Origin of the sequence: Skermanella rosea, from assembly GCF_016806835.2 — a bacterium.
In the GTDB taxonomy this organism is placed as follows: Bacteria; Pseudomonadota; Alphaproteobacteria; order Azospirillales; family Azospirillaceae; genus Skermanella; species Skermanella rosea.
Window position 1 is genome coordinate 1,394,477 of the sequence record NZ_CP086111.1, and the last position, 24,858, is coordinate 1,419,334.

14 protein-coding genes are annotated in these 24,858 nt (G+C 66.1%); 3 read left to right on the forward strand and 11 right to left on the reverse strand.

The genetic code is table 11. The features are described from left to right. Positions 1-55 precede the first annotated feature (55 nt). Entirely contained in the window at positions 56-1,486 is a 1,431-nt protein-coding gene (locus tag JL101_RS06520; RefSeq protein WP_203098843.1) for an aldehyde dehydrogenase family protein, read from the reverse strand. A 155-nt stretch (positions 1,487-1,641) separates the two neighbouring features. Beyond that, positions 1,642-4,053: an esterase-like activity of phytase family protein gene (locus JL101_RS06525; RefSeq protein ID WP_228435314.1), complete on the reverse strand. Its 2,412-nt coding sequence runs from the start codon at positions 4,051-4,053 to the stop codon at positions 1,642-1,644. A 149-nt stretch (positions 4,054-4,202) separates the two neighbouring features. Here JL101_RS06525 and JL101_RS06530 point away from each other — a divergent pair, with 149 nt between their 5' ends. Further along, positions 4,203-4,364, forward strand: a complete 162-nt coding sequence (locus JL101_RS06530; protein WP_203098841.1) for a hypothetical protein — start codon at positions 4,203-4,205, stop codon at positions 4,362-4,364. A 423-nt stretch (positions 4,365-4,787) separates the two neighbouring features. Further along, positions 4,788-7,541 (forward strand): calcium-binding protein, encoded by a 2,754-nt coding sequence (locus JL101_RS06535; protein ID WP_203098840.1) that lies wholly within the window; start codon positions 4,788-4,790, stop codon positions 7,539-7,541. 75 nt (positions 7,542-7,616) lie between these two features. On the opposite strand, the gene JL101_RS06540 is transcribed toward JL101_RS06535, so the two are convergent. The 6 genes from JL101_RS06540 to JL101_RS06565 all read right to left on the reverse strand — a co-directional run bounded on the left by JL101_RS06540 (position 7,617) and on the right by JL101_RS06565 (position 16,017). Beyond that, positions 7,617-9,860: a GumC family protein gene (locus JL101_RS06540; RefSeq protein WP_203098839.1), complete on the reverse strand. Its 2,244-nt coding sequence runs from the start codon at positions 9,858-9,860 to the stop codon at positions 7,617-7,619. Positions 9,861-10,135: 275 nt separating this feature from the next. Next, positions 10,136-11,383 (reverse strand): O-antigen ligase family protein, encoded by a 1,248-nt coding sequence (locus JL101_RS06545; RefSeq protein ID WP_203098838.1) that lies wholly within the window; start codon positions 11,381-11,383, stop codon positions 10,136-10,138. Beyond that, on the reverse strand, positions 11,380-12,405 hold the full coding sequence (locus tag JL101_RS06550; protein WP_203098836.1) for a glycosyltransferase family 2 protein: 1,026 nt from the start codon (positions 12,403-12,405) through the stop codon (positions 11,380-11,382). The genes JL101_RS06545 and JL101_RS06550 overlap by 4 nt, the downstream gene beginning before the upstream one ends. Continuing rightward, entirely contained in the window at positions 12,395-13,711 is a 1,317-nt protein-coding gene (locus JL101_RS06555; protein ID WP_203098834.1) for an MATE family efflux transporter, read from the reverse strand. The genes JL101_RS06550 and JL101_RS06555 overlap by 11 nt, the downstream gene beginning before the upstream one ends. A gap of 9 nt (positions 13,712-13,720) precedes the next feature. Next, on the reverse strand, positions 13,721-14,629 hold the full coding sequence (murB, locus tag JL101_RS06560) for a UDP-N-acetylmuramate dehydrogenase (protein ID WP_203098832.1): 909 nt from the start codon (positions 14,627-14,629) through the stop codon (positions 13,721-13,723). Continuing rightward, a complete protein-coding gene (locus JL101_RS06565; protein WP_203098829.1) occupies positions 14,605-16,017 on the reverse strand; it encodes a UDP-N-acetylglucosamine 1-carboxyvinyltransferase in 1,413 nt (470 codons plus the stop codon). Before JL101_RS06565 ends, murB begins: the two co-directional genes overlap by 25 nt. A 1,094-nt stretch (positions 16,018-17,111) precedes the next feature. Here JL101_RS06565 and JL101_RS06570 point away from each other — a divergent pair. Next, positions 17,112-18,638: a calcium-binding protein gene (locus JL101_RS06570; protein ID WP_203098826.1), complete on the forward strand. Its 1,527-nt coding sequence runs from the start codon at positions 17,112-17,114 to the stop codon at positions 18,636-18,638. Between the two features lie 17 nt (positions 18,639-18,655). On the opposite strand, the gene JL101_RS06575 is transcribed toward JL101_RS06570, so the two are convergent. The 3 genes from JL101_RS06575 to JL101_RS06585 form a co-directional block, all read right to left on the reverse strand. Further along, the gene (locus JL101_RS06575) at positions 18,656-19,459 is read right to left on the reverse strand and encodes a beta-1,6-N-acetylglucosaminyltransferase (protein WP_407697431.1); all 804 of its coding nucleotides are present in this window, start codon (positions 19,457-19,459) and stop codon (positions 18,656-18,658) included. Positions 19,460-19,592: 133 nt separating this feature from the next. Next, complete coding sequence (locus JL101_RS06580; RefSeq protein WP_203098821.1) at positions 19,593-20,432, reverse strand: beta-1,6-N-acetylglucosaminyltransferase; 840 nt, start codon at positions 20,430-20,432, stop codon at positions 19,593-19,595. 601 nt (positions 20,433-21,033) lie between these two features. After that, the gene (locus JL101_RS06585) at positions 21,034-24,789 is read right to left on the reverse strand and encodes a vitamin B12-dependent ribonucleotide reductase (protein WP_203098819.1); all 3,756 of its coding nucleotides are present in this window, start codon (positions 24,787-24,789) and stop codon (positions 21,034-21,036) included. Positions 24,790-24,858: the final 69 nt, after the last annotated feature.

A 24,858-nucleotide genomic window follows, 5' to 3' on the forward strand; every position in this document is an offset into this window, starting at 1 on the left:
TTGTCTCCCCTATCAGTCTTCTTCTTGTTGGTCCCCGCAGGGTCCGGCCTTGCCGTCAGGGCAGGATGTAGGAGGTCTTCACCGTGGTGTAGAACTCCGCCGCGTAGCGACCCTGCTCGCGGGGGCCGTAGCTGGACGCCTTCCGGCCGCCGAACGGCACGTGGTAGTCGACGCCGGCGGTCGGCAGGTTGACCATCACCATGCCGGCCTGGGAGTTGGCGCGGAAATGGTTGGCGTGCTTCAGCGACGTGGTGGCGATGCCGGCCGACAGGCCGAACTGGGTGTCGTTGGCGACGTGCAGCGCCTCCTCGTAGTCCTTCACCCGGATCACCGTGCCGACCGGGCCGAAGATCTCCTCCCGGTTGACCCGCATGTCGTTGGTGGTCTCGGCGAACAGGCAGGGCGACATGTAGAAGCCCGGCGTGTCGCGGTTGAGGCGGTCGCCGCCGAACACCTTGCGGGCACCTTCCTCCTGGCCGATCGCGACGTATTTCAGGTTCTGGTCGAGCTGGCGCTGGTCGACCGCCGGACCCATCTGGGTCTCCGGCTTCAGAGCGTCGCCGACCACAAGCTTGGAGATCCGCTCGGCCACGGCATCGACGAAGCGGTCGTGGATGCCCTGGGTGACGACCATGCGGGACGATGCCGTGCAGCGCTGGCCGGTCTGGAAATAGGCGCCGTTGACCGCGATGGAGACGGCGGTGTCCAGGTCGGCGTCGTCGAGCACGACCAGCGGGTTCTTGCCGCCCATCTCCAGCTGGAACTTGATCATGCGCTCGACGGCCTGGGCCGCCACCTTGCGGCCGGTCGGCACCGATCCGGTGAAGCTCAGCGCGTCCACGCCGCCGATCAGCGCCGAGCCGATCTTCGATCCCGAGCCCATCACGAGGTTGAAGACGCCTTCCGGGATGCCGGCCCGCGAGATGATGTCGGCCAGCGCCCAGGCGCAGCCGGGGGTCAGCTCGGCCGGCTTCAGGACGACGCAGTTGCCGTATGCGAGGGCCGGGGCGATCTTCCAGGCGGGGATCGCGATCGGGAAGTTCCAGGGCGTGATCAGCCCGACCACGCCGATCGGCTCGCGGGTGATCTCGATCTCGACGCCGGGGCGGGTCGAGGCCAGCTTCTCGCCCTGGAGGCGCAACACCTCGCCGGCGAAGAACTTGAAGATATGGCCGGCGCGGGTCGCCTCGCCGACGCCGTCGGCCAGCGGCTTGCCTTCCTCGCGCGCGAGCAGCCGGCCCAGCTCGTCGCGCCGCTCCAGGATCTCGTTGCCGATCTTCTCCAGCATGTCGGCGCGGTTCTGGATCGGGGAGCGGGACCAGGCCGGGAAGGCGGCCCGGGCCGCCGCGACCGCCTGCTCGACCTGCTCCGCCGTCGCGGCGGCGTATTCCCCGACCACGTCGTCGGTGTTGGACGGATTGATGTTGCGGATGACGTCGGTGCTTTCGACCCAGTTCCCCGCGATGAGATTCCTGTTGATCGTCATGTCTGCCGAGTTCCCCTCTCGTCCTTGGTCGCCGCGTTGGTCGCGGCGCTGATCGTTGGCTGCCATGCTGGCAGGACCGAGCCGGTATGACCACCCGTAAATGCGCCTGGACGGGGAAGGTTCGCGCAAGGCTGATATGGCGTGCTGCCGCACCGCTATTCCGGGGAGCCGGCACCCAGGGGCTCCGCTCCGCCCGGCAGGTCCAGGGCGAAGCCCAGGAACCGGGTTGTCTGCGTCCTGCTGAAATTGTTGTCGCTGACGAGGACGAGGCTCTGGCGGCCATCCGGAAGCACCGGTCCCAGCGCCAGCCCTTCGACGTTGCCGAGCGGAAGTCCGAGCTTGGACAGGTCCAGCAGCAGTTCCTTGGCCGCCGGTACGGGAGCCGGCCGGCCGGCGAGGCCGTGGATGCCGGAGATATCGTCGGCATCGCCGATGCGCATCTCGAACAGCTTGATCGCGTGCTCCGCTCCCGTGCCGAAGGACCGTTCCAGCGCCAGCAGGGTGCCCTGGTCGTCGAGGGCGAGCAGTTCGACCAGGCCGCTGAGCGCGAATCCGCCGGCGGTCTTCGGCGCGGCGGCGATCGCCTCGGTCGGGTAGAGGTATTCCGCCTTCACTCGGCCGCTCGCGGTATCGAAGGCCAGGATCCGCACGGGACTTCCGCGGTCGAGGCTCGCTTCCGGGCCATCCTGGGCCAGCGCGTTCTCCGTGGCGGAATAGAGAGTGCGGCCGTCGGGCGTGAGGGTCAGGCTCTCGAAAGCGAGGTTGTTTCGGACACCCTGGGCGCCTTCCCCGTCGGGCAGGAACTTCGACGGCACCTCCAGCGACCGGAGCTGCCGGCCGTCCGGGCCGAACTCCGCCACGAAGGGCGGCACACGGTTGCCGGCGTCGCCTTCCGACGCGATGAACAGCGTTCCCCCGGCGCTCAGGGCGATGCCTTCGGGGTCCGCCGCGCCGTCCGGGAAGGGCCGCCCGTCCGGGGTGGTCAGGTTGACGGCCGCCGTGACGGCGACGTCGCCGTCGGCCAAGCGCCCGTCCGAGAGATCCAGGTCGAGCGTATGGAAGCGCGGCGCGCCGGTCTCGCCGCCGCGGCTGTCGGAGATGGCGTGGAACGATCCCGTCGCCGGGTTCCAGGCGAGGCCCGACAGCCCGCCGACCTCCGTACCCTCGAACCTGAAGCCGGCGGGAAGGGTCGCGACGCCCAGGAATTCGATCTCGGTTCCGTCGCGGAGCACCCGGGCCGCGATGCCGGGATGGTCGGTGAAGAAGCCGTCCGCGCCGAGCTCGGCCAGCAGCCTGACCTGTTCGGGCAGGGTCAGCGCCGTGCCGTCCGGCTCCAGCGGAAGGAAATTCTCCTCCGCGCGCAGGGTATAGGGATGGACCAGCAGGCCGGCCTCGTGGGCATCCCGGATCAACGGCCGGATCTCCCCGGTCAGGCGGGAGACGACCCGGGCGGCGCCGTCGCCGTCCGCATCCACCGGCCGGTCGAGCCTTTCCCGCAGGAGGATGCTGTCGATCCAGGGGCCGATGCCTTCGGCATACCGGGCGGAGATGTGCTTCAGGACGTCGGGCGCGACGAGATCGCCGTAGCCGGTCTGCCGGCCGATCGCGATCGGAAACCCGTCGTAGACCGACATGTCGGCGCCGCGTGCCGCGTTGTCCGGATCGGCGTTGAAGGCGATGTCATAAGGTGCCGAGAAACCGCCGGACCCGCGGAGGCTGCCGAGCAGCTGGACCAGCGGCAGGTCGATGCCGGCGGCCGGCATGGTCTTGTCCTGGAGTTCGATCAGGTTGGCGACTTCGAAGCTCTGGATGAAGACCCGGGATGGATCGGTGAAATCCTGCTCGGCCAGGGTCCGGACCAGGGTGCCGCCCAGGTCGGCCCGGATCGACGAGCCGCCGTCGATGACATCGAGCTGCCCGTTGCGGTTGGCGTCCTCCCCGGGGTCCAGGATGCCGTCGCCGTCCCGGTCCTCGTTCTGGCGGGTGCCTTCCAGGGCGTGGTAGGTGGGGTGCTTGGTTTCCGCATATATCCCGACCTTGCGGCCGGTCTCGGCTTCCACCTGTTTGACGAGCCGGACGATCTCCTCCAGCGTCGGGATCTCGAACCGGCCGTCATAGGCCGCGTTGTCCGGCCGGATCGCGGGGATGCGCTCCCGCGCGCCCAGCTGCTTGATCTCGGCCAGCGAGAAATCCTCGCTGAACCATCCGGCCACCGCCTCGCCGTCCATCAGCTTGATGGCGAACCGGTCGGCGAAGTCGGGCCTGCCGTCGCCATCGCCGTCGAATTCGGCGACGTCGGTGGTTCGCTGGGTGACGACGGGACGGCCGTCGGCGCCGAACAGGATGTTGCCGTCCGCATCGAGGCGGACCTGCGCCAGCAGGTTCTCGTGACGGGCGATCAGGACGCCGTCCCGCGTCGTCACCAGGTCGGGTTCGATGAAGTCGGCGCCCAGTTCGATGGCGAGACGATATGCCTCAAGCGTGTGCTCCGGGCGGGAGCCGCTCGCTCCCCGGTGGCCGATGACGATGGGGGTTGCGGCGATCTGCGTCCCCTGGCCCTGCATCATGGTCTCCTCCGTCCCGGCCCGGTCTGGCGCCGATGGGAGAACAGGTGGGGGTGCCGTGTCGATCGGTCGCATGAAATTTCCATGTCAGGCACAGCGAACGGGCGGCCCGGCGGTTGGCATAGTCGAGGAAACCACGGGACGGCGGAGCCATGCTGAGCAAACTGCGTGAACTGATCGGGCGGATGGGCCGGGCCATGCGAGAGCGCGCCCATGTCATGTCGGAACTGGAGAAATCGGAAGGCGACCTGGACAGGAGCCTGCGCCGGTACGGCAAACCGCCGCGTCGCCGCGGATCGGACGAGGACTCGTGACGCCCAGCCCGCCGCCGGTACTCAAGCGGACGTTGGAATGGTATGGATTTCGATGAACTTTCGGTCGGTTACCGAAGCATCTTCGATGAAACGGCAGGATCAACGTCAAATAGAACGACTATCTGCGATGTTCTATGAAGAATATTCACGCAAAGTCGAAGCATTGTCAAATTTGTCCTAAAGATGTAATTAACTGGTCACGGGTATCTTTTGGAGGTCTACTTTTGAGGTGCCTCCATGTCCAGCGCTCCCGTTCTTTGGTCTGCCCCAATCCTTAAGTTGAATCACACGGTCATCGATCTGAGCAAGACCGGAGCGAGAACCTCGTGGGAGTTCTCGAGTGATGAAGACGTCCTGTTCATCGCGTCCGATGAAGTCAGGACCCTCGATCGGCTTCAGACGAAAGGTGGAAACAACATCGTCGTGATCGGCGGCAAGTTCGAGCCGAACGATCACACGACGGCGGTCGCCACCCTGAACTTCACCCATGTTTCCGGATCGGTCTATGTGGAAGGCGTCCATATCGACCATCAGTATGCCGGCGAGAAGGACGCCATCTCCGTCTACAGCGCGGAAGGCAAGCAGGCCAACTTCACCCTGCAGAACTCGCTGATCGAGAACGTCAAGGGCAGCTACTACGGCATCCACGGCGATGTCTTCCAACCCCAGGGGCCGATCGGCGACATCAAGTTCTACAACGTCACGGCGTCCACGACTTACCAGGGCCTGTTCCTGCAGCCCAGGGATCCGATCAAGTCGGTCGAACTCGAGAACGTGGAGATCCGGAAGCTGCCGGGCGGCGACACAAAGTCCTGGTTGTATTACTTCTCCCAGCCCGGCGACCACTTGTATCCGGTCTCGCTCAAGAACGTCTACGTCACCGAGCAGCCGGGCCAGCGGGCCGAGTACAACTCCGTCTACCCTCCGATCGGGCTGGGCGGCGCGGTCCGCTCCGGGGACACGATCACCTTTCCCAATCTTCCCTATTCCGGGTCCATGAAGGTCGGAACCGCGGGGTTCGTCTCGGCGGACAAGGTCGGCCTCGGCTATGAGGCGAGCGGCCTCCCGGCTTCCGGCGCCTTCCGCGGAACCGCCGGCGACGACGTGTTCCAGGGCGGCTCCGGGACCGATACCCTCGACTACGGCTGGGTCCCGTCCGCGGTCGTGGTCGACCTGGTGCTCGGCAAGTCGAGCGGCGGGGGCGGCAACGACCGGTTCAGCGGCATCGACAATGTCAAGGGCTCCGCCCATGCGGATCGGATCGTCGGCAATTCCGGAGGCAACGTGCTGGCGGGCGGGGCCGGCGACGACAGCCTGTCCGGCGGGGGTGGCAACGACCGTCTGGTCGGCGGGGCGGGCAGGGATACCCTCCGCGGGGACGCGGGCGACGACTGGCTCGAGGGCGGGCAGGGCGACGATGTCCTGGACGGCGGTTCCGGCTTCGATACCGTCGACTATTCGGCCGCCCCGGGCGCGGTGGCGGTCGATCTCAATGCCGGGACCGCGTCGGGGGGCGACGGGACGGACACGCTCATCTCCATCGAGGCGGTGGCTGGTTCGGCCTTCGACGATACCCTGATCGGCAACTGGACCGTCAATTATCTGGCGGGCAACGCCGGAAACGACGTGCTGCGGAGCGGCGGCGGTGACGACTGGCTCTCGGGTGGAGCCGGCAACGACATCCTGGACGGCGGGACCGGTGCCGACAGGATGCTGGGCGGCGCCGGAGACGACACCTATTACGTCGACAATGTCGGCGACACGGTCGAGGAGAACGCGGGCGAGGGCGTCGACACCGTCTATTCCACGGTTTCCTGGACCCTGGGCGCCAACGTCGAGAACCTGACCTTCACCGGCTACGCGAGCCTGACCGGGCGCGGCAACGGGCTGGCCAACGTGATGAGGGGCGGCAATGGGTCGGATACGCTCCACGGGCTGGGCGGCGACGACAGGCTCTATGGCGGTGCCGGTGGAGATTTCCTGTATGGCGGCGACGGCAACGACACCCTGGACGGCGGCGACGGCAACGACACCCTGAAGGGCGGCAACGGCAACGACACCCTCCAGGGCGGCGCCGGCAACGACTGGCTCGAAGGCGGGGCGGGTGCCGATACGATGATCGGCGGCGCGGGGAACGACACCTATATCGTCAACGACGTGACCGACATCCTGGTCGAGCGCCCCGGGGAGGGTACAGACACCGCCAGGGCGACGGTATCCTACGTCCTCGCCGCCGAGGTCGAGAACCTGAACCTGGAAGGGGGTTCCGCCCTGTCCGGAACCGGCAACGCGTCCGCCAACGTGATCCGGGGCAACGCCGCGGACAACATCCTGAGAGGGAGGGGGGGCAACGACACCCTGCACGGCAACGCGGGGAACGACTGGCTGGACGGTGGCGACGGCAACGACATGCTCTACGGGGGCGACGGCGACGACCTGCTGGAAGGCGGCGCCGGCAACGACCGCCTCGACGGCGGGACGGGCGCGGACCGGATGATCGGCGGGTCGGGCGACGACACCTACTACGTGGACAATGCGGGAGACGAAATCTTCGAGGTGCCCGGCGGCGGCATCGACCTCGTGTGGTCCTCGGTCTCGCTGGCCATGGCGAACGAAGTCGAGAACCTGATCCTGGTCGGGACGGGCAACCTGGACGGCACCGGCAACGGCCTCGGCAACAAGATCCAGGGCAACGGCGGCGCGAACCTGCTGCGAGGGGGCGGCGGCGACGACTGGCTCCGGGGCTGGGACGGCAACGACCGGCTCGAAGGCGGGGACGGGAACGACGGCCTGGACGGCGGGGCCGGGAACGACATCCTGATCGGCGGCGCCGGGCGCGACCGGCTGTCCGGCGGAGCGGGGGCGGACCGGTTCGTCTTCAACTCGGTCGAAGACAGCGGGCCGGGATGGGGACAGCGGGACAACATCCTGGACTTCCAGCCCGGGATCGACATCATCGACCTGAGGGCGATCGATGCCGACACCACGCTGGCGGGCGACCAAGCCTTCGCCTTCATCGGCGGTTCCGCCTTCGGCAAGGTCGCCGGCCAGCTCCGGTGGTACGAGGCGAACGATTTCCGGATCGCCCAGGGCGACGTGAACGGCGACGGGGTGTCCGACTTCGAACTCCAGATCACCGGCCCCGCGACGATCGAGAAGTCGTTCTTCCTGCTCTGATCCGGTCGCCCAAGGCGGAAGGAGCCGCCCGGCGGTCGTGCCGGGCGGCTCCTTCCCGTTCGGACGACTTCCGGATCAGTTCCGGAAGTAGCTTTCGTACTTGGCGCCGTAGGGGCTGTAGATCCCCTTGTCATAGCTGGCGTAGCGCCGCATGTGGACCTGGGTGAGGACGGACGTCACATGGATGTCGTCGGCGAACCGGCGAAGCTTGCGCAGGCCGGCCAGGGCCGCCGACTTCGGCGTCTTGCCCCACTGGACCAGATAGATGCACTGGGCCGCCATGGACGCCAGGATCGCCGCGTCATGGACCGCGCCGATCGGCGGGCTGTCGATGATCACCAGGTCGTAGTCGTGCGACGCCATGGTGACGAACTGCTGCATCCGGTCGGAGTTCAGCAGGAAGTCCGGCTCCGGCGTGGGTGTGAAGGACGGGGCGACGTCCACGCCCAGGCGCGGGTCGTGCCGGGGAACGGATTCGTAGGGCAGGCCCCGCTGAAGCATCGTGCTGAGGTCGATGCCGCCTTCCCGCTGGCGTCGGCTGGTTGCGCGCCGGCGCAGGTCGCCGTCGATGATCAGGACCTTGCGGCCCATCCGGGCCATCTGAACGGCGAACGCCTCGCAGAACGTGGTCTTGCCTTCGCCCGGCGCCGTCGAGGTCACGAGGATCACGTTCCGGCCGGTGGTCGCCGTTCCCGCCTGGGTGGCATGGGCGATGTCGCGCATTCCCTGCGCGAAGGTCGAGCCGGGCCGGTCGCGGAGATAGGCGCCGGGGTTCTTGGCCCTGGACCGGGTCAGGCGGGGCACCAGGCCGAGGACCGGGACGTTCAGGGACGCCTCGACGCTTTCCAGGCTGCGCATGCTGCGGTCGAGCAGGTCACGCAGGATGGCGGCGACGGCTCCCAGCAGGATGCCCAGGATGGCGGCGCCCACCAGCATCGGGACCTTCTGCGGGAAGGAGGGGAAGATCGGCGCCGCGGCGGCCGACACGACCGACAGGTCGGGAGCCGACAGGCGTTCCGGGTTGTCGATCGCCTTGTACTGGGCGAGCGTCTCCTCGAAGGTCGCCCTGAGCGCCCGGGCCTCGCTTTGGAGTTGGTCCAGCTGGGCGCGGGCCTGGCCCTGGCCGCCGATCTCCTCGGACAAGGTGTTGTAGGCCCGTTCCAGGCTGACCTCGCGCGCCTTGAACGCGACCACGTTGGAGGCCAGGCCGGAAACGATCCGGCGCATCTCCGCCTGGATGTCGTTCTGCACGGCCGCGAGCCTGGAGCGCAGCTCGATGATCACCGGATGGCGCCGGCCCAACTGGGACTGCTCCGTCAGCTGCCGCGACAGCTCGCCTTCCTGGTCGCGCAGCCGCTGGATGACCGGAGAGTCCAGCATCTCGGCCACCGCGCCGCCATTGCTCATCGCGTCACGCGCCGACTGCAGCTTGGCTTCCGCCGTCTGCCGCTCGGCCCGGAGCTGGACGAGCTGGGCGTTCATCTCCGACATGCGCTGGACGAGCACGGGGCCGCTTTCCGTATCGACCAGGTTGTTCTCGGCGCGGAAGGCCTGGACCTTCTGCTCCGCGTCGCGAACCTGCTCGCGCAACTGGTTGAGGGATTCGCCGAGCCAGCCGGTGGCCGAACGGGCCAGGTTCAGCTTCTCGGCGCTCCGATAGGCCAGATACTCCTCGACCAGCGTGTTCGCGATGCGGGCCGACTTGGACGGATCGGAGGAATGGAAGCCGACGAGGATCGACAGGGACCCGGCATCGTTGGAGACGCTCAGGTTCTTCACCGTCGAATCCACGGTCATGTAACGGATGCCCTCCTCGGTGGGGGGTGGCCCGCCGCCGCGGACGAATCCGACGACCGTGGAATAGGCCTTCTCCCAGATCCGGGAGAGCGCGCCCTGGTTGGGGTCGTCGAGCACGGGATTGAACTCCGGGTCCTCGACGAGGCCGAGCCGGTCGACCACCCGCCCGACGATCGTGCGGGACTTCATCACGTCGATCTCGGAGCGCAGGCCGGCGTCCTCGCCGGAAAGGCCCGGCAGCAGGGCTTCCAGGCCGCTCCCCTTGGCGGCCCCGCTCTCGGCCTTCAGAAGGACCGACGACGAGTATTGGGGAGCCATCTGCGTCAGGACCGTGCCCGCCAAGGCGGCTGTCAACAGCGCCACGGCAAGGATCAGCCATCGCTCCCGGTACAGCAGCGAGAAGAACCTCGACAGGTCGATGATCCGGTCTTCCTCGGGTGGACGTATCTGGAGGACGACGGAGCCGCCCTCTCGTGCTGGAGGCAGCTCCCTGGATGGGGCGGAAAGTTGGTTACGTGCCACGGTAAGTTCCTCCAGCGCAACCTTTCGGTTCGGTCACCACAAATGCGAGAGAAGAAGATCGCAATACATGTTGATCTTGTTCCTGACCGGCTATCATGTAACTCTGCATGTTCCTCAACATACTATTTCACATCAAATGACGTGTACTCTCGCCCGGTATTCCAGGACGCTAGCTTTAGCATCGATTCTTTGCATCTGCAAAGGCGCGACTTGTTCGAATCTCCGGATGCCTGGGGCTATCCGGATACCGGCGGTCTTTCGGAAGGTTCACGACCCTACGATCGGATTGCCTCTCGCGTAGTCACGATGGAGACAGGATAACCTTCCCCGGCGTTCGACCGGGGGTTCGGCGTGATGCGGCGGAGCAGCGCCATTTCCCGCGCTTCCTGGCAGATCAACAGGATTATCAGGCCGTAGATCGGGCTGAGCTTGTTGCTGCCCGCGGTGATTCCCATCATGCCGGTGATCATGCAGTAGACCGAGGTCACCAGCGCGGGAGACAGCACGCCGAAAGCGCGGGTATAGGCGATACCGCTCCTGATGGTGGAGATGAAGAAGGCGGTGAGCAGCAGGGCCGCCGGCCAGCCGTTCTCGAACGCGGCGTTGAGCCACATGTTGTGGGCATGGGCGGGAACCCAGTTCCACTTGTCGACCGCGCCGAAACGGAACGTCGCCAGCCCGTGGCCGACGATCGGTTCATCGCGGATGGCGTCGAGCGTCATCAGCCAGATCGGGATCCGGTTGGTCAGGGTGCCGTCGGCATCGCCCCGGGACAGCAGGGTCGCGGCGATGATCATCAGGCAGGCTCCCGCTACCCCGCTGAGGGTCAGCAGCAGGAACGTGCTGCCCATGTCCCGGCGGAGGCGGTAGATCATCACCCCCAGGATCATGAGCATGGACACCGCCGTGAAGAACCGCGCCTGCGTCCCGGCGAGGGATGCCAGGCAGACGGCGAGCACGGAGCACAGGACGAGGACCCGCCGGCTCAGGCCGTGCTCGCGGTCGGTCAGCCACATCATGACGAAGGTCGCCGCCAATCCCGTCAGGAGCGCCAGACGCTGCTCGTGGGTCAGGATGCTTTTGAACCGCCAGATGAAGGGATTGTCCGACAGCATGGCGGTCTGCCCGGCGGCCAGCCCCAGCCAGCCCATCAGGCTGACCACGACGGCCGAGGCGACGAAGGCGCGCATCGACAGGTCGGTGGGCAGGCCCGACAGGCCGATGCCGACCAGCACCGCCAGGACGAGTATGGTCAGGGCGAAAGCGGATTCCGCGACGTTGCCGGACCAGACCGTCGTCACGGCGACCCATCCCAGGTATGCGAGCAGCCAGACCACCGGAGGCGACGCCACCACGGCGTGGGGCATCCGCATCAGGCGCGGGCTCAGCAGGAGCACCGCGCCGCCGAGGATCAGCGGCACGAAGGGGGCGAACAGGCGGCGCTCCTCGTCGCCGAAGCGCGGCGACTGCACCTCTGTCAGGGTGAAGGCGACGAACGCCAGAAACAGGAGGAAACGACTCATGGAATTGCCTTGGGTGCGCGGCGCTCGATCGTGAGTATACGATCAAGAAGCGGGCGCGTGACCCGGTCCATCGGCTTTCCTGCCAGGCTACTCAGGATGAGATAAGCAGCCTTGAAACGCCGCGAGGACAGGTGTTTCGCCGCCAGCTGGTGGGCCTGCGCGGCGTTCCCGAAGAGCATCAGCTTGGAGGCGGCCTTGAAGATCTGGGCCTGGATCGACTGCTCTCGGAGCGCCACCATGGTGTCGATGCCGTGCGCCTTCAGCTCGGTCAGCCGCTCCTCCTGGAGGGCCGGGCTCAGGTGCGAGAGCTGGACCGCCAGCTGCGTGAAGCGGACCTGCCTGCTCAGCTTCGCGGGCTCGAACGAGACGCCGTCGAACTGGACATAGCGGTCGTACAGGACCTCCGGAACGACCGCGAACCTGCCTTGCCCGATCAGCCTGAGCCACAGGTCGTAGTCCTGGGAGAAGGTGAACTCGCTCCTGTAGCCGCCGGCCCGCTCATAGGCGTCCCGGCGGAACATCACCTCGCCGTGCGAGAAGATGTTGCTCTTCCTGAGCTTTTCGACGGTGAGGCCGTCGGCCGACGGGGTCCGCACCCGGACCATGCCGCTGCCTTCCACGATGTTGCGGTAATGGCAGCCGACCGCGACCACGTCGGGGTTCCTCTCGAACATCTCGACCTGCCGGGCCAGACGGTCGGGAGCCGACGCGTCGCCCGACCCCTGGACCGCGACGTAGCGCCCCCTGGACCGGGCGATCGCGTTCATGATGCCCCGGGTGAACCCGGTGTTCCGCTCGTGGTGGATCACGGTCAGGCGGGGATCGTCATAGGCGTCCAGCTGCCTTCCGGTATCGTCCTTCGAGCAGTCGTTGAACGCGATCAACTCGAAGTCCCGGAAGCTTTGGCCGAGGATCGAATCGACGGTCCGCCGGACCAGGGGGCCGCGGTTGTAATAGCCGGTGACCACGGAAACCAGGGGCGCGGACGGGCGCACGGGATTTTGGTTTCGTTCAGGCGACATGGAGCTTCCTTTGGCGGCGCACGATCTTCAGGGACAGGTTGCGAAGGATGCTCCACAGTTCCCGGGGGCGGATGAGCAGAACATCGATCGGGGACGTCTTGAACCGTCTGCAGAACAGGATCAGGATTCCGACCGCCCCGGCGGCCTGGACGATCACGGTGGCTGCCGCCGCGCCGATCAGGCCGTATTCCGGGATCAGCAGCCAGCACAGAACCCCCTGGACGACGATGGAAGGCCCGAGCACCGCCGTGCCGGCGAGGGGCTGTCCCTGGGAGGCGAGATACATCTGGAGCATGCGCGCCAGCGCCCCGAACGGTGCGCCGATCATCAGGATCCGCAGGGCACCGACGGCTGGCAGGAAGTCGCTGCCGAGCATCAGGTACACGACCGGCTCCGCCCCGACCGCGAGGACGACCGAGATGCAGATGAAGAGGAAGACCGAGAACCGGATCATGCCCAGCGCCGAGGCGAGATCCTCGGCGCGGCCCGACTCCCTGACGCCCTGCGAGAAAAGGGTGGTGCCCACGGCGACCGCGATCTCGGAGAAGATCTCGCAGAGCTTGGACACGCCGAAATAGCGGCCGGCATCGGCCAGCGAGGAAAGCGTGTTGACCAAATGGGCGACCAGGAGGCCGTTGCCCATGTAGAGGGAGTAGGGAAGGATGTACTTCATCCCCGTCCGCTGCAGACGCCAGAACCCCGCCAGTTCCAGGGGAGCCCGGCCGGCGGCGCCGAGGCGCAGGGTCCACCCGACATAGGCGGCGGCCGCCAGCTGGCCTCCGAACGTCGCACCCAGCGCGAATTCCAGGGTCACGTCGTCCAGGAGCGCCATGGGGGCGAGAAGCGCCAGGGGGATGATCCGCCCGATCAGGTCGGCCCAGGCGAGCTGCTCGACCTTGCCCTCGCCCAGGTTCATTCCCTGGTAGATGTTGACGAACAGCATCGGCAGGAGCATGGCGACGGCCAGCCCCTTGGAGACGGGCGAGATATCCTCGTAGGGCCACAGGAGCAGGGTCGCGATGGCCAGCGACGCCAGCGAACTGAGCACCCAGCTGATCAGGCTGGCCTGCTCGATCTGCGCGCGGCTCGCCGCCTGCTGGCCCAGGCTCCTGGCTCCGGCCTGGCGCATTCCCAGATGCCCGACCGAGGACAGGAAAAGGGCCACCAGCGCCGAATAGGCGTAGAAGCCGAACTCGTGGGAGTCCAGCGCCCGCGCCACCACGAGCAGGGTCAGCAGGGCGGTGAAACGGACAAGCAGGCGCGACGAGAACAGCAGCGCCGCCTGACCGAGGGGTTTGAGCCGCATCGCCTATTCTCAAATCAGGAAGGTGACTTCGGGGTCCAGGGCGACATCGAAACGCGATGCGACGGACTCCTGGATGTGTTCGACCAGGTTCCTGATGTCGTCGGACGTGGCCGCACCGGTGTTCTCGATCCAGTTCGCATGCTTGTGGCTGATCATGGCGCTGCCGATGCTGCAGCCCTTCAGGCCGGCATTCTCGATGTACCAGCCGGCCGCGGCGCCGCCCGCCGGCTGCTTGAAGGTGCTTCCGGCGGTGCGGCGGTCCAGCGGCTGCTTGGCATGCCGGTCCGCCATGTGGGACCGGATCTCGGACATGAGTTCCTTCGGATCCCCCATCGAGGGGCCGCGGAAGACGACTTCCGTGACCATCCACCGCTTCTCCGCCAAGCTGCTCTGCCGGTAGTCGAGGCCGAGTTCGGCGGCGGGGACGGTGGCGATTTCACCGGAGGTGAGGTCGACCACCGTGGCGGCCTCGAGGATCGTCGAGATCTCCCGGCGTCCCTTGGCGGTCAGGCCCGCGTTCATGGCGGTCCCGCCGCCGACCGAGCCCGGGATGCCGACCAGGAACCCGAAGCCGGCGATCCCGGCGCGGGACGCCGTGCGCGCCAGCTTGGGCAGCTGCACGCCAGCGCCGGCACGCACCGTCGATCCCTCGACCTCGATGTCGGTGAAGCTGTTGCGCAGGCAGATCACCAGGCCGTCGAAGCCGCGGCTGTCGATCAGGACGTTGGAGCCGCGGCCGAGCACCCGGACGGAGATGCCGGATTCCCGGCACCGCCGCAGGACGTCGGGCAGGGCATCGCCGTCGGGTTCCCAGAACCACCGCGCCGTTCCGCCGACCTTCCAGGTCGTGTAGGGGTGGAGCGGTTCGTCGCACCGGATCGGCCGTTGCGTAGTCAGCCCGGCAAAGGGGTCAGGCATGCTGCGCCTCGCTTGTTGAGAGGAGTATTCTGTTCCGCGGACGACGCGGGAGAGTAGGCTGCGTTGACCCGCTGGATTCTGGCCCCGAGGGACGACAGCACGGTCGCCAGGTCGGCATAGCCGCGGTCCAGCTGGTAGACGTTTCCGATCGACGTCCGGCCCTCGGCCGCGAGGGCGGCGACGACGACCGCGGCACCTCCACGGATGTCCGTTGCCTGAACGTCGGAGGCGTGAAGCCGTTCCACGCCCTCGACCACGGCAATCTTGCCTTCCTGGCCGTTGACGCAGGTGAATCCCCCGTCGATCACGTCGATGCGGGCGCCCATCCGCACCAGTTCCGGGCAGTACCGGAAACGGTCGTCCAGGATGGTCTCGGTCACCCGCGAGGTGCCCCGGGCAAGGGACATCATGACGGTATGGAGCGGCTGGATGTCGGTGTGGAAGCCTGGATAGGGGCGGGTGGAAACGTCCCGGGCGGTCAGCCTGTCGGGGCAGGCGACGCCGAACCCGGTCGCCGTCGGCTGGACCCGGAGGCCCGCGGCCTGCCAGACCTCGAATTCGTTGGCGAGGTATTCCGCGCCGACGCCGGTCACCAGGGCCTCGCCGCGGGTGCAGGCCACCGCCGCCGCCAGCGTCGCCGCGAAGACGCGGTCGCCCAGGATCTGGTGCGAAACGCCCCGCAGCTTCTGCGGGCCGGTGACCGAAAGGGTGCGGTTGGCGTCCCAGGCGATCTCGGCTCCCATGGATTGCAGGAGCGTGATCGTGTCGATGACTTCGGGGTTCAGGGCGGCGTTGTGCAGGATCGACTGTTGCCCGACCCGTCCCACGGCCGCGAACAGGAAGTTCAGGGTGGCCCCGAACGACGGATAGTGGAACGACGTCGTGACGGTTTCCGGCTTGGGGCCGCCGCAGATGCTGAACGACCGCTCGTTGTCGAAGACGAAGTAGCCGAAGTCCGAAAACAGCTGCGCGTGCAGGTCGTGCTTGCGGCTCCCCAACGAGCAGCCGCCGACGCCGGTCAGGTCGGCGGGAACCTGGTAGAACGCCGACAGGCCCATGAGCAGCAGGACATGGCGGAACCGCGTCGACAGTTCGGGCGAGAAGGCCCCGCCGTGCCAGCCGCCGCCGTCCAGGGTGAGGGTGCTGGGTCCATCGAAGGTTATCCGCACGCCGTGAGCGCCCAGGGTCGTGATCATCAGCCTGACGTCGGCGAGATCAAGCGGCACGTTGGTCAGCGTGGTCGGCTCCCTGGACAGGCACGCCGCGACGAGGGCCGGCAGCGTGGCGTTCTTGGCGCCGGGGACGCGGACCTGCCCGGTCAGACGCGCGCCGCCCTCGATCGAGATGAAATCCGTGGCGTTGTTGGCAACGGGGCGAGGGGTCCACATGCATCAGGTCCTTTCGATGTGGGTTCGGCCGGCCTCGGCTTCAAAGACTGAGGGCCGTCGGGCCGGTACCCTGAACGATCGGTTCGAGATCGCGGGTGCCGTGAAGAATTCGGGAAACGGGAGTGGATGACCGGAGAAGCCCGGTCACCGGAACATCCCGGAGTGCATAAGGGAAACGGATCGCCACCGGGCGACCCGTCTGGCGATGCCGGCGCGCGACGCCTGCCGGTCCGGCTTGTCGCCGCCGGGTCATCTTCCTGGCGGGCTCCGGTTCGGGATCGTTCGCAGGGGGACTTTCGGCATGTCCGGGGATCGGACTGTAAGCAGGGGTCTGTGGACTCATCGATCGTGGTGAGGCTTCCGGGGCGGGAACTTCTGTCGTCGCGTGACGCTTCCAATAGGCCAAGTGCCTATCAAAGCCGGTTGTGAAAGTCGGTTCAATACTGTCCGACTCAAAGAATAGGATTGGTATAAATTTGTCACCGACAACGTTCCTTAAAAAGAATGCAATTCGACTGGGTTGTGCGCTGTAGCATCACTATTGTATCTCTAAGGGCAAAGGGCAAAGCAAAAAAATGGGGCCAGGAAAGGCCGGTCGGTTGCCTGTCAGCTCCTGGCCTAGCGTATTACATGCTCGTGGTAACACTTTCAAGGCGTCGAGGTGCTAATCTTATAAGATATTTCAGCTGAAACCATAGCGAAATAGAGCTTTGGCACCCCTGAAACTATGTTTTTTAGCGGAATTTATTGCGTAAAGGACGACGAAATTTGTTTTTGTCTCTTTTTTGCCCGCTTTGCGATCCAGATTTATCGTCGATAGGAGAGGAGTTTAGTCTTTGACATTCATTCCGTTCGTGAAAACGGGTGTCGTGACGGCGGCCGATGACCAAAGAGGTATGAAGTTTGAGCGCCGTCCATCCCCGGCGCGTGCGGACAGAGGGGGCACGGGAATTACTCTCTTTGTCTGTACGTTCGTCACGATGATTGCAGTGGTGCTTGCGTCGGCAGGCGGTCGTGCCTGGGCCGGGCAAACGTCATCCGGAATGCCGGACAGGGTCGTGCCTTTCGGGATATCGGTATCGGAACTCCGGGGGATGATCGAGGACGCCCCGGCCGGGTCGGTCATCCGGTTCCAGGCCGGACATTATGAATTCTCCTCCAAGCTGGAGATCAGGCGGGGCGATGTCGCCCTGGTGGGCGCGGGGGTCGGCAGGACGATCCTGGAGTGGAATTTCCCGCCGGGCACCGGCGACGACGCCATCGAGTGGCGAGGCGGAACGGAGGGTCCTTCCTTCGAGCTGGCATCGGATGCCAAGGCGTCGGACCGGACCATCAGGATCCGGAGCAAGGATGCCGTCCGGCCCGGCGACGCAATCCATCTGTCCGAGCCCAACGACCAGGGCTACTTCGACGCGATCGGCTTCCGACGGGATGCGGTCAGGCCGTGGATGTTCAAATTTCCCTTGAGGGAAACTCTGGCAATCGTGGAGAGGGTCGATGGAAACGAAATCCTCCTGAGCCTTCCCCTGGGCTTCGACTATTCGGCGGGCTCGGCGGTGGCGACGCGGGTGGACCTGCTGAAGGGCGTTTCCATGTCCGACATGACGATCACCTATGGCTATGGGCGGGCGGACCCGCTGAAATGGGGCAAGGACACTCTCCCGGACTTCAAGATGCATACCTACGCGCTGCGGCTGGAGGGCCTGAGGAACCCGCACCTGAGGAACATCCGGGTCCAGGATGCCGCCAGCGGCGCGTTCGGCTTCTACAGGATCTACGGTCTGGAAGGCGAGCGTCTTTCGTCCGACGGCGCGCACAACAAGAAGGGTGGGCAAGGCTACGCCGTCCATCTCGGGACGGTCTTCGCCAGCCACCTGCGCGACCTTTCGGACCGGGGAATGCGGCACAGCGTGACTTTCCACAGCTGGGCGGCCAGCGCCTACAACGACATCTCGATCGTCTTCACCGACCGCGACGTCAATTTCCACGGGGGAAGGAGCCATCACAACCAGGTGCTGGTGAAAAGGTCGGATGTTCATGACGGACACGGCATGTGGATTCCGGCGGTCTACTGGAACATGGACGGCGAGCGCTGGGGCCCTCCGTCCGACCGGCTCACCAACCGCGTGACGTTCGGGAACGCCGTCGGCGGGCGCAACAAGGACGACCTGCTGATCGCGGCCGCGGGCGGTGCCCGGCTGGAGGGAAAGTCCGGAAACAACATCCTGGTGGCCGGACCCGGCAACGACGTCCTGGTGAGCGGCACCGGAGCCGACACCTTCGTCATCTGCGCCGACGGCAGCCACGACACCATCGTCGGCTTCGATCCGCGCACGGATATCCTCGCCGTCTGCGCCGGCGGCCGGCAGGAAAGCCGGTCGGACGTGACCGCCCTCGCCGTGGCGAAGCTCGCCTCCGGCCAGGCGGGGGACGGCGGGACCCGCGGGGGAGATGGCGGGGGGAGCCCCGCGGCGGCGCACCGGACGAAGAACGGCACGCGGGTCGACCTGGGAAAGGTCGGGGGAGGGACCGTCGATGTCGAGAATGTCAGCCCGTCCGACCTGCGCATCCTCGAGACGCGCGATCTTCCCGAGGCCGTGAAGCGGATGGGACTGTTCTGAGAAGGGGCCTCGGGCCCTTACCGCCTCAGCTGGGCGTCGATCAGGTCGAAGATCCCGGGATCGGCATCCAGGTCGAACTTCCGGGCGAAGAATTTCCCGCTTTCCCGCAGTTGGGGAACCTGGGCCGCGGTCAGGGTCCGCGGACTCATCCCCTTCTGCTCCCAGGTCGTGAACATCAGGGCCGGCTTGACCCGGTCCTCGAAGGGCGACCTGGACAGGATGGTGTGGAACATGATCTCGTCCGGGATCTTCACCTTCCTGAAGAACGAGACGAACTCCGGGCGGCTCTCTATGAACTGCAGGATGTACCGGATGCAGGGTTCGGAAAGGCACCACCACTGGGACCCGCCGTGCGGTTCCAACTCGCCGAGCACCTTCTTGTAGTTCTGCTTGGGGAGCAGTCTCAGGAGGCCGTTGATGATGCGGGCCTGCGGCTTCCGCGGGTCCCGGGTCGCCCGGTAGGGATGCTGGAGGCGGCTGATCGGTTTGCCGGCATGGTCCGCCGGCATCCTGTGGCGGTTGATGTACTCGTGGCGGGCCGCGCCGAGTTCCGCCAGGAGATCGGAGGACGACCGGATGGGATAATCCGAACCGCTCAACAGGATGTAATAGTCGTGCGTGCCGGCCGCCAGCGCCGCGCAAAGGGTGTCGATCGTCGCCTGGACCATGCTGTAGCCGCCCCACAGGACGTCCTGCCTGTCCGGGACGAATTGCGTGTCCAATCGGCTTTCGCCGACGGCCGCCGCGAAGGGATCGATCGCTACCTTCCGGTCGATGTGGACGAAGAAGGATGCTCCGTCATGGTCGAGGGCCTGCAGCATTCTCGCCAACTGCCGCGGATTCTTGTGAGCGAGTATGATGTATGCGATCTTCATATCGGTCTCTCTAGACCCTCGCCGCTACGGGATACCGGGGGCAACTTTCCTGTAATCAATGGACCAAAGGTCTCCTGGATTATTCGGGCGTCGGATGGCCGATCTTTTCCGCGATGGCCCGGATGATGTCGATGTCCTGGTCGTTGTCGAACTTGCGGGCGAATATCTTTCCGCTTTCCATCATGCGTTCGAAGTCGTTCCTGCGGAGCACGGTGGGCCGGGACGAGGCCTGTTCCCACAGCACGAACCGGCCGTTGTCGCTGGAGCGCAACGGCTGGAAAGGGCCGTCCATGATGACGTTCTGGAAGTAGAATTCATCCGGGAACATTACGCGCCTGCAGAGCCTGCGCCATTTGACCGCCGTCGGGCTCGATACGACCCACTCGCTGAACCCGCGCGAGAGAGTGTGCCATCCAGATCCTTTCCATTTTATCCTGCGGACAAGCAGATCGACCCTGGGCAAGGGAAGCCGATGGACTCGGTGCCCATATTCTATGCATTGGAACCAGGTGCGACGACGGATGCTTATGCCGAGGTCGGGCAACGACATGCATGCTATGCCGCTCGATCCGTTCAATCCAGTCAGATATTCGATGATGCCTTCACGGCGGCAGAGTGGATAGTCCTGACCACTTATGTTTAAAAAATATTGCCAGTCGGGCCAACGCTTGAGGGCCTCCTGCAAGCCTTGCAACTGCGATTCGACGATGCTCCAGCCGCCCCAATAGATCGGAAGGGCATGCTGGAAATGGATGTTGGGGCGATTGCCGCAAATCTCAACTATTTCGCGAACATAGCTCTCGGGAGAGTTCTTGTCGATATGAATCAGAAAATAATCGAGGTCGTTGTAAAGCGCGGCCATCAACCATCGAAACTGATCCTCTTTATGGTAAAGGGTAATCTGGTAAACGACTTTCATAAGAGGGGCTACTCCAGCCGGCGGGGCAATGTTCATTGATGCCACTCGCCAACAGCACCAGTCGATTGGGTTCGTCTCGGCCCGCGTCCGGTTTGATTATCGTTCAAGCTGAGACCTCAAGGCGCCATGCGCCGCATCATGAAGATGTTCGGGGCGCATCCCGGACACCCGACGACATCCTCGAACGTTATCCCTTGGCTTTGAGCCAATCAAGTAACGAAGACAGGGGTAAAACATCAGGATTCCGGCTTTCCGGGCATCTCCAGGCAACTTCGCAAGGAAAGGAGATCGTCCGTCGTGCCTCGTGAGATTAGTCGAGCCGGTTTCCCCAGCGGTGCCTCTGATCGATCCTGCGATCGGATCGTGGAATAGTTGTTCCCTCCGGACTGCTCTGGCTGGATTTGCAGGGGGGATGCCTCTCCGGACCGAGCCATTTGAAGAAACAGGAAACGGGGCGGAAAACGACTTTCCTCCGGTATCCGCGCCGGGAGGCCGGAACGAATCTGCCCGCCGCGACCATCCGGTCGCGGCGGGCAGATGAGCCCTATCGATGCAGGCGTGGCGGGCGGCGGCCCCTGGGAGGGACCGCCTCCGTCCCCGGTCAGGAGCAGCCGGTCGTGGAGCCGCAGGTGTCGCACTTCATGCAGGTGCCGTTGCGCACCAGCGTCATGTTCCCGCACTCGCCGCAAGGATCGCCCTCATATCCCTTGGCGCGGGCCTCGCGGATGCGCTCCATCCGCTGGTCGGCCGCCGGCGCGGTCGCGACCGCCACGGCGACGGCCGGCTGGGACTGGTCCGGCGACAGGGCGCGGGCGGTCGCCTCGTTCCCCATCCCGGCCCCGCCGCTGGTCAGCGCGGTCGCCTGGGAACCCGTGGCCACCGCCATGGCGGCGACGGCGCGGGTGGACTGGCCGCCCGGCAGGACGCGCAGGTTGGACCGGACATAGCCCTTGCTGGCGACCTTCTGCACGGCGTCGAGCGTGTCCTTGGTGAAGCGCTCCGCCGCCGGGGGCAGGTTGCCTTCGCCGTCGCCGGTGCCCAGGCTGTCGGGGAACAGGTCGTCCGGCGTGGCGTGGGACAGGTCGGTGCGCTGCAGGTAGCTGATCGCCAGTTCGCGGAAGATGTAGTCGATCACCGACGTCGCCATCTTGATCGCGTCGTTGCCCTGGACCGGTCCCGACGGCTCGAAGCGGACGAAGGTGAAGGCTTCCACGAACTCCTCCAGCGGCACGCCGTACTGAAGGCCGATCGAGATCGCGATGGCGAAGTTGTTCATCAGCGACCGGAAGGCGGCGCCTTCCTTGTGCATGTCGATGAAGATCTCGCCCAGCCGGCCGTCCTCGTACTCTCCGGTGCGCAGATAGACCTTGTGGCCGCCGACCACCGCCTTCTGGGTGTAGCCCTTGCGCCGGTGCGGCAGCTTCTCGCGGTCGGCCCGCTCGCGCATGCGCTCGACCACCTTCTCGACGATCCGCTCCGCGACCATCGGCGCCCGCTCGGCCGGCGGGGCGTCGATGATGGCCTGGACGGTATCCTCGTCCTCCGACTCGTCCTCGCCTTCCAGGATGCTGCTGGACAGGGGCTGGCTGAGCTTGGAGCCGTCGCGGTACAGCGCGTTGGCCTTGGTGCCCAGGCGCCAGGACAGCATGTAGGCGTCCTTGCACTGCTCGACCGTGGCCGAGTTCGGCATGTTGATGGTCTTGGAGATGGCGCCCGAGATGAACGGCTGGGCCGCCGCCATCATGCGGATGTGGCTCTCGGTCGAGAGGTAGCGCTTGCCGATCCGGCCGCAGGGGTTGGCGCAGTCGAACACCGACAGGTGCTCCTCGCGGAGGTGCGGGGCGCCCTCCAGCGTCATGGCGCCGCAGCAATAGGTGTTCGCCGCGTCGATCTCGGCCCGGGAGAAGCCCAGGTGGGCCAGCATGTCGAAGCCGAAATCATCCAGGGCGGCGGCCGGGATGCCCAGCACCTCGGTGCAGAACTCCGCGCCCAGCGACCACTTGTTGAAGGCGAACTTGATGTCGAAGGCGTTGCCGAGGCCCTGCTCCAGCGCCTTCAGCGTCTCGTCGGTGAAGCCCTTGGCCTTCAGGGCGGCGTGGTTGACGCCGGGTGCAGCCTTCAGCGTGCCGTGGCCGACGGCGTACCGCTCGATCGCCTCGATCTGCTCGGGCGTGTAGCCCAGCTTGCGCAGCGCCTCGGGCACCACCCGGTTGATGATCTTGAAGTAGCCGCCGCCGGCCAGCTTCTTGAACTTCACCAGGGCGAAGTCCGGCTCGATGCCGGTGGTGTCGCAGTCCATCACCAGGCCGATGGTACCCGTGGGGGCGATCACCGTGGCCTGGGCGTTGCGGAAGCCGTACAGCTCGCCCAGTTCCAGCGCGCTGTCCCAGGCGCGCCGGGCCGCCGCGACCAGGTCCCGGTTCGGGCACTCGTCCTCCCGGATCGCGACCGGCAGGACCGACAGGCCCTCGTACTCCTGGCCGTTGCCGGACGCGTCGCCGTAGGCGGCGCGGCGGTGGTTGCGGATCACCCGCAACATGTGGTCGCGGTTGATCTCGTAGCCGGGGAAGGTCCCCAGTTCCTGCGCCATCTCGGCCGAGGTGGCGTAGGACACGCCGGTCATGACGGCGGTGATGGCGCCGCACAGCGCGCGGCCCTCGTCGCTGTCATAGGAGATGCCGGCCGCCATCAGCAGGCCGCCCAGGTTGGCGTAGCCGAGGCCGAGCGTGCGGAACTCGTAGCTGAGCTGGGCGATCTCCTTCGACGGGAACTGGGCCATCAGGACGGAGATTTCCAGCACGACGGTCCACAGCCGGCAGGCATGCTCGAACGACTCGATGTCGAACTCGCCGTCGGGGCTGCGGAAGGTCATGAGGTTCAGCGACGCCAGATTGCACGCCGTATCGTCCAGGAACATGTATTCCGAGCACGGGTTCGACGCGTTGATCCGGCCGGACGCCGGGCAGGTGTGCCACTCGTTGATGGTGGTGTCGAACTGGACGCCGGGATCGGCGCAGGCCCAGGCCGCCTCGCCGATCTTCTCCCACAGGTCGCGCGCCTTCAGGGTCTTGGCGACCTTGCCGTCGGTGCGGCGGATCAGCTGCCAGTCGGCGTCGTCCAGCACGGACTCGATGAAGTCGTTGGAGATCCGGACCGAGTTGTTGGAGTTCTGGCCCGAGACGGTCAGGTAGGCTTCCGAATCCCAGTCGGTGTCGTAGGTCTTGAACTGGATCGAGGTGTAGCCCTGGCCGGCGAACTGGATCACGCGCTGGACGTAGTTCTCCGGGATCATCGCCTTCCGGGCGGCGATGACGGCCTTCTTCAGCGCCTTGTTCTCCTTGGGGTCCAGGCGCTTCGGGTCGGTCGGGGAGAAGCCCTCGGTGGCGGCGGCCATGACCGCGTTCATGTGCTTGGAGGCGAGCTTGGAGCCGGCGACCAGCGCCGCGACCTTCTGCTCCTCGGTGACCTTCCAGTCGATATAGGCCTCGATGTCCGGGTGGTCGAGGTCGACCGTGACCATCTTGGCGGCGCGCCGGGTGGTGCCGCCGGACTTGATGGCGCCCGCGGCGCGGTCGCCGATCTTCAGGAAACTCATCAGGCCGGAGGACCGGCCGCCGCCCGACAGCTTCTCGCCGTCGCCGCGGACCTTGGAGAAGTTGGAGCCGGTGCCGGAGCCGTACTTGAACAGCCGCGCCTCGCGCACCCACAGGTCCATGATCCCGCCGTCGCCGACCAGGTCGTCGCGCACGCCCTGGATGAAGCAGGCGTGCGGCTGCGGGTGCTCATAGGCCGACTCGGAAGCGGTCAGCTCGCCGGTGCGGAAATCGACGTAGTAGTGGCCCTGGGCCGGGCCGTCGATGCCGTAGGCCCAGTGCAGGCCGGTGTTGAACCATTGCGGGCTGTTGGGCGCCGCCATCTGGCGGCACAGCATGTAGCGCATCTCGTCGAAGAAGGCGCGCGCGTCCGACTCGGCGTCGAAATAGCCGCCCTGCCAGCCCCAGTAGGTCCAGGTGCCGGCCAGCCGGTCGAACACCTGCCGGGCCGAGGTCTCGCCGACCAGCCGGTTCTCCTTGGAGACGCGCTTCAGCGCCTCCTCGTCGGCGACCTTGCGCCACAGCCAGCTGGGGACGGTGTTCTCCTCGACCGCCTTCAGGGCCGCGGGAATGCCGGCCTTGCGGAAATATTTCTGCGCAAGGATGTCGCAGGCGACCTGGCTCCAGTCGGCCGGGACGTCGATGTCGGCGAGCTGGAACACGACCGAGCCGTCGGGATTGCGGATCTCGCTGGTGGTACGGCGGAACTCGATTCCGTCGTAGGCGTCCTTTCCTTCGGTCGTGAAACGTCGCTCAATCCGCATCTCAGTGATCCCTTGGCTCTGGCGGGCGCCATCCCTGGCCGGCGCCGGCTGAATAATCCTTGCTGCCCC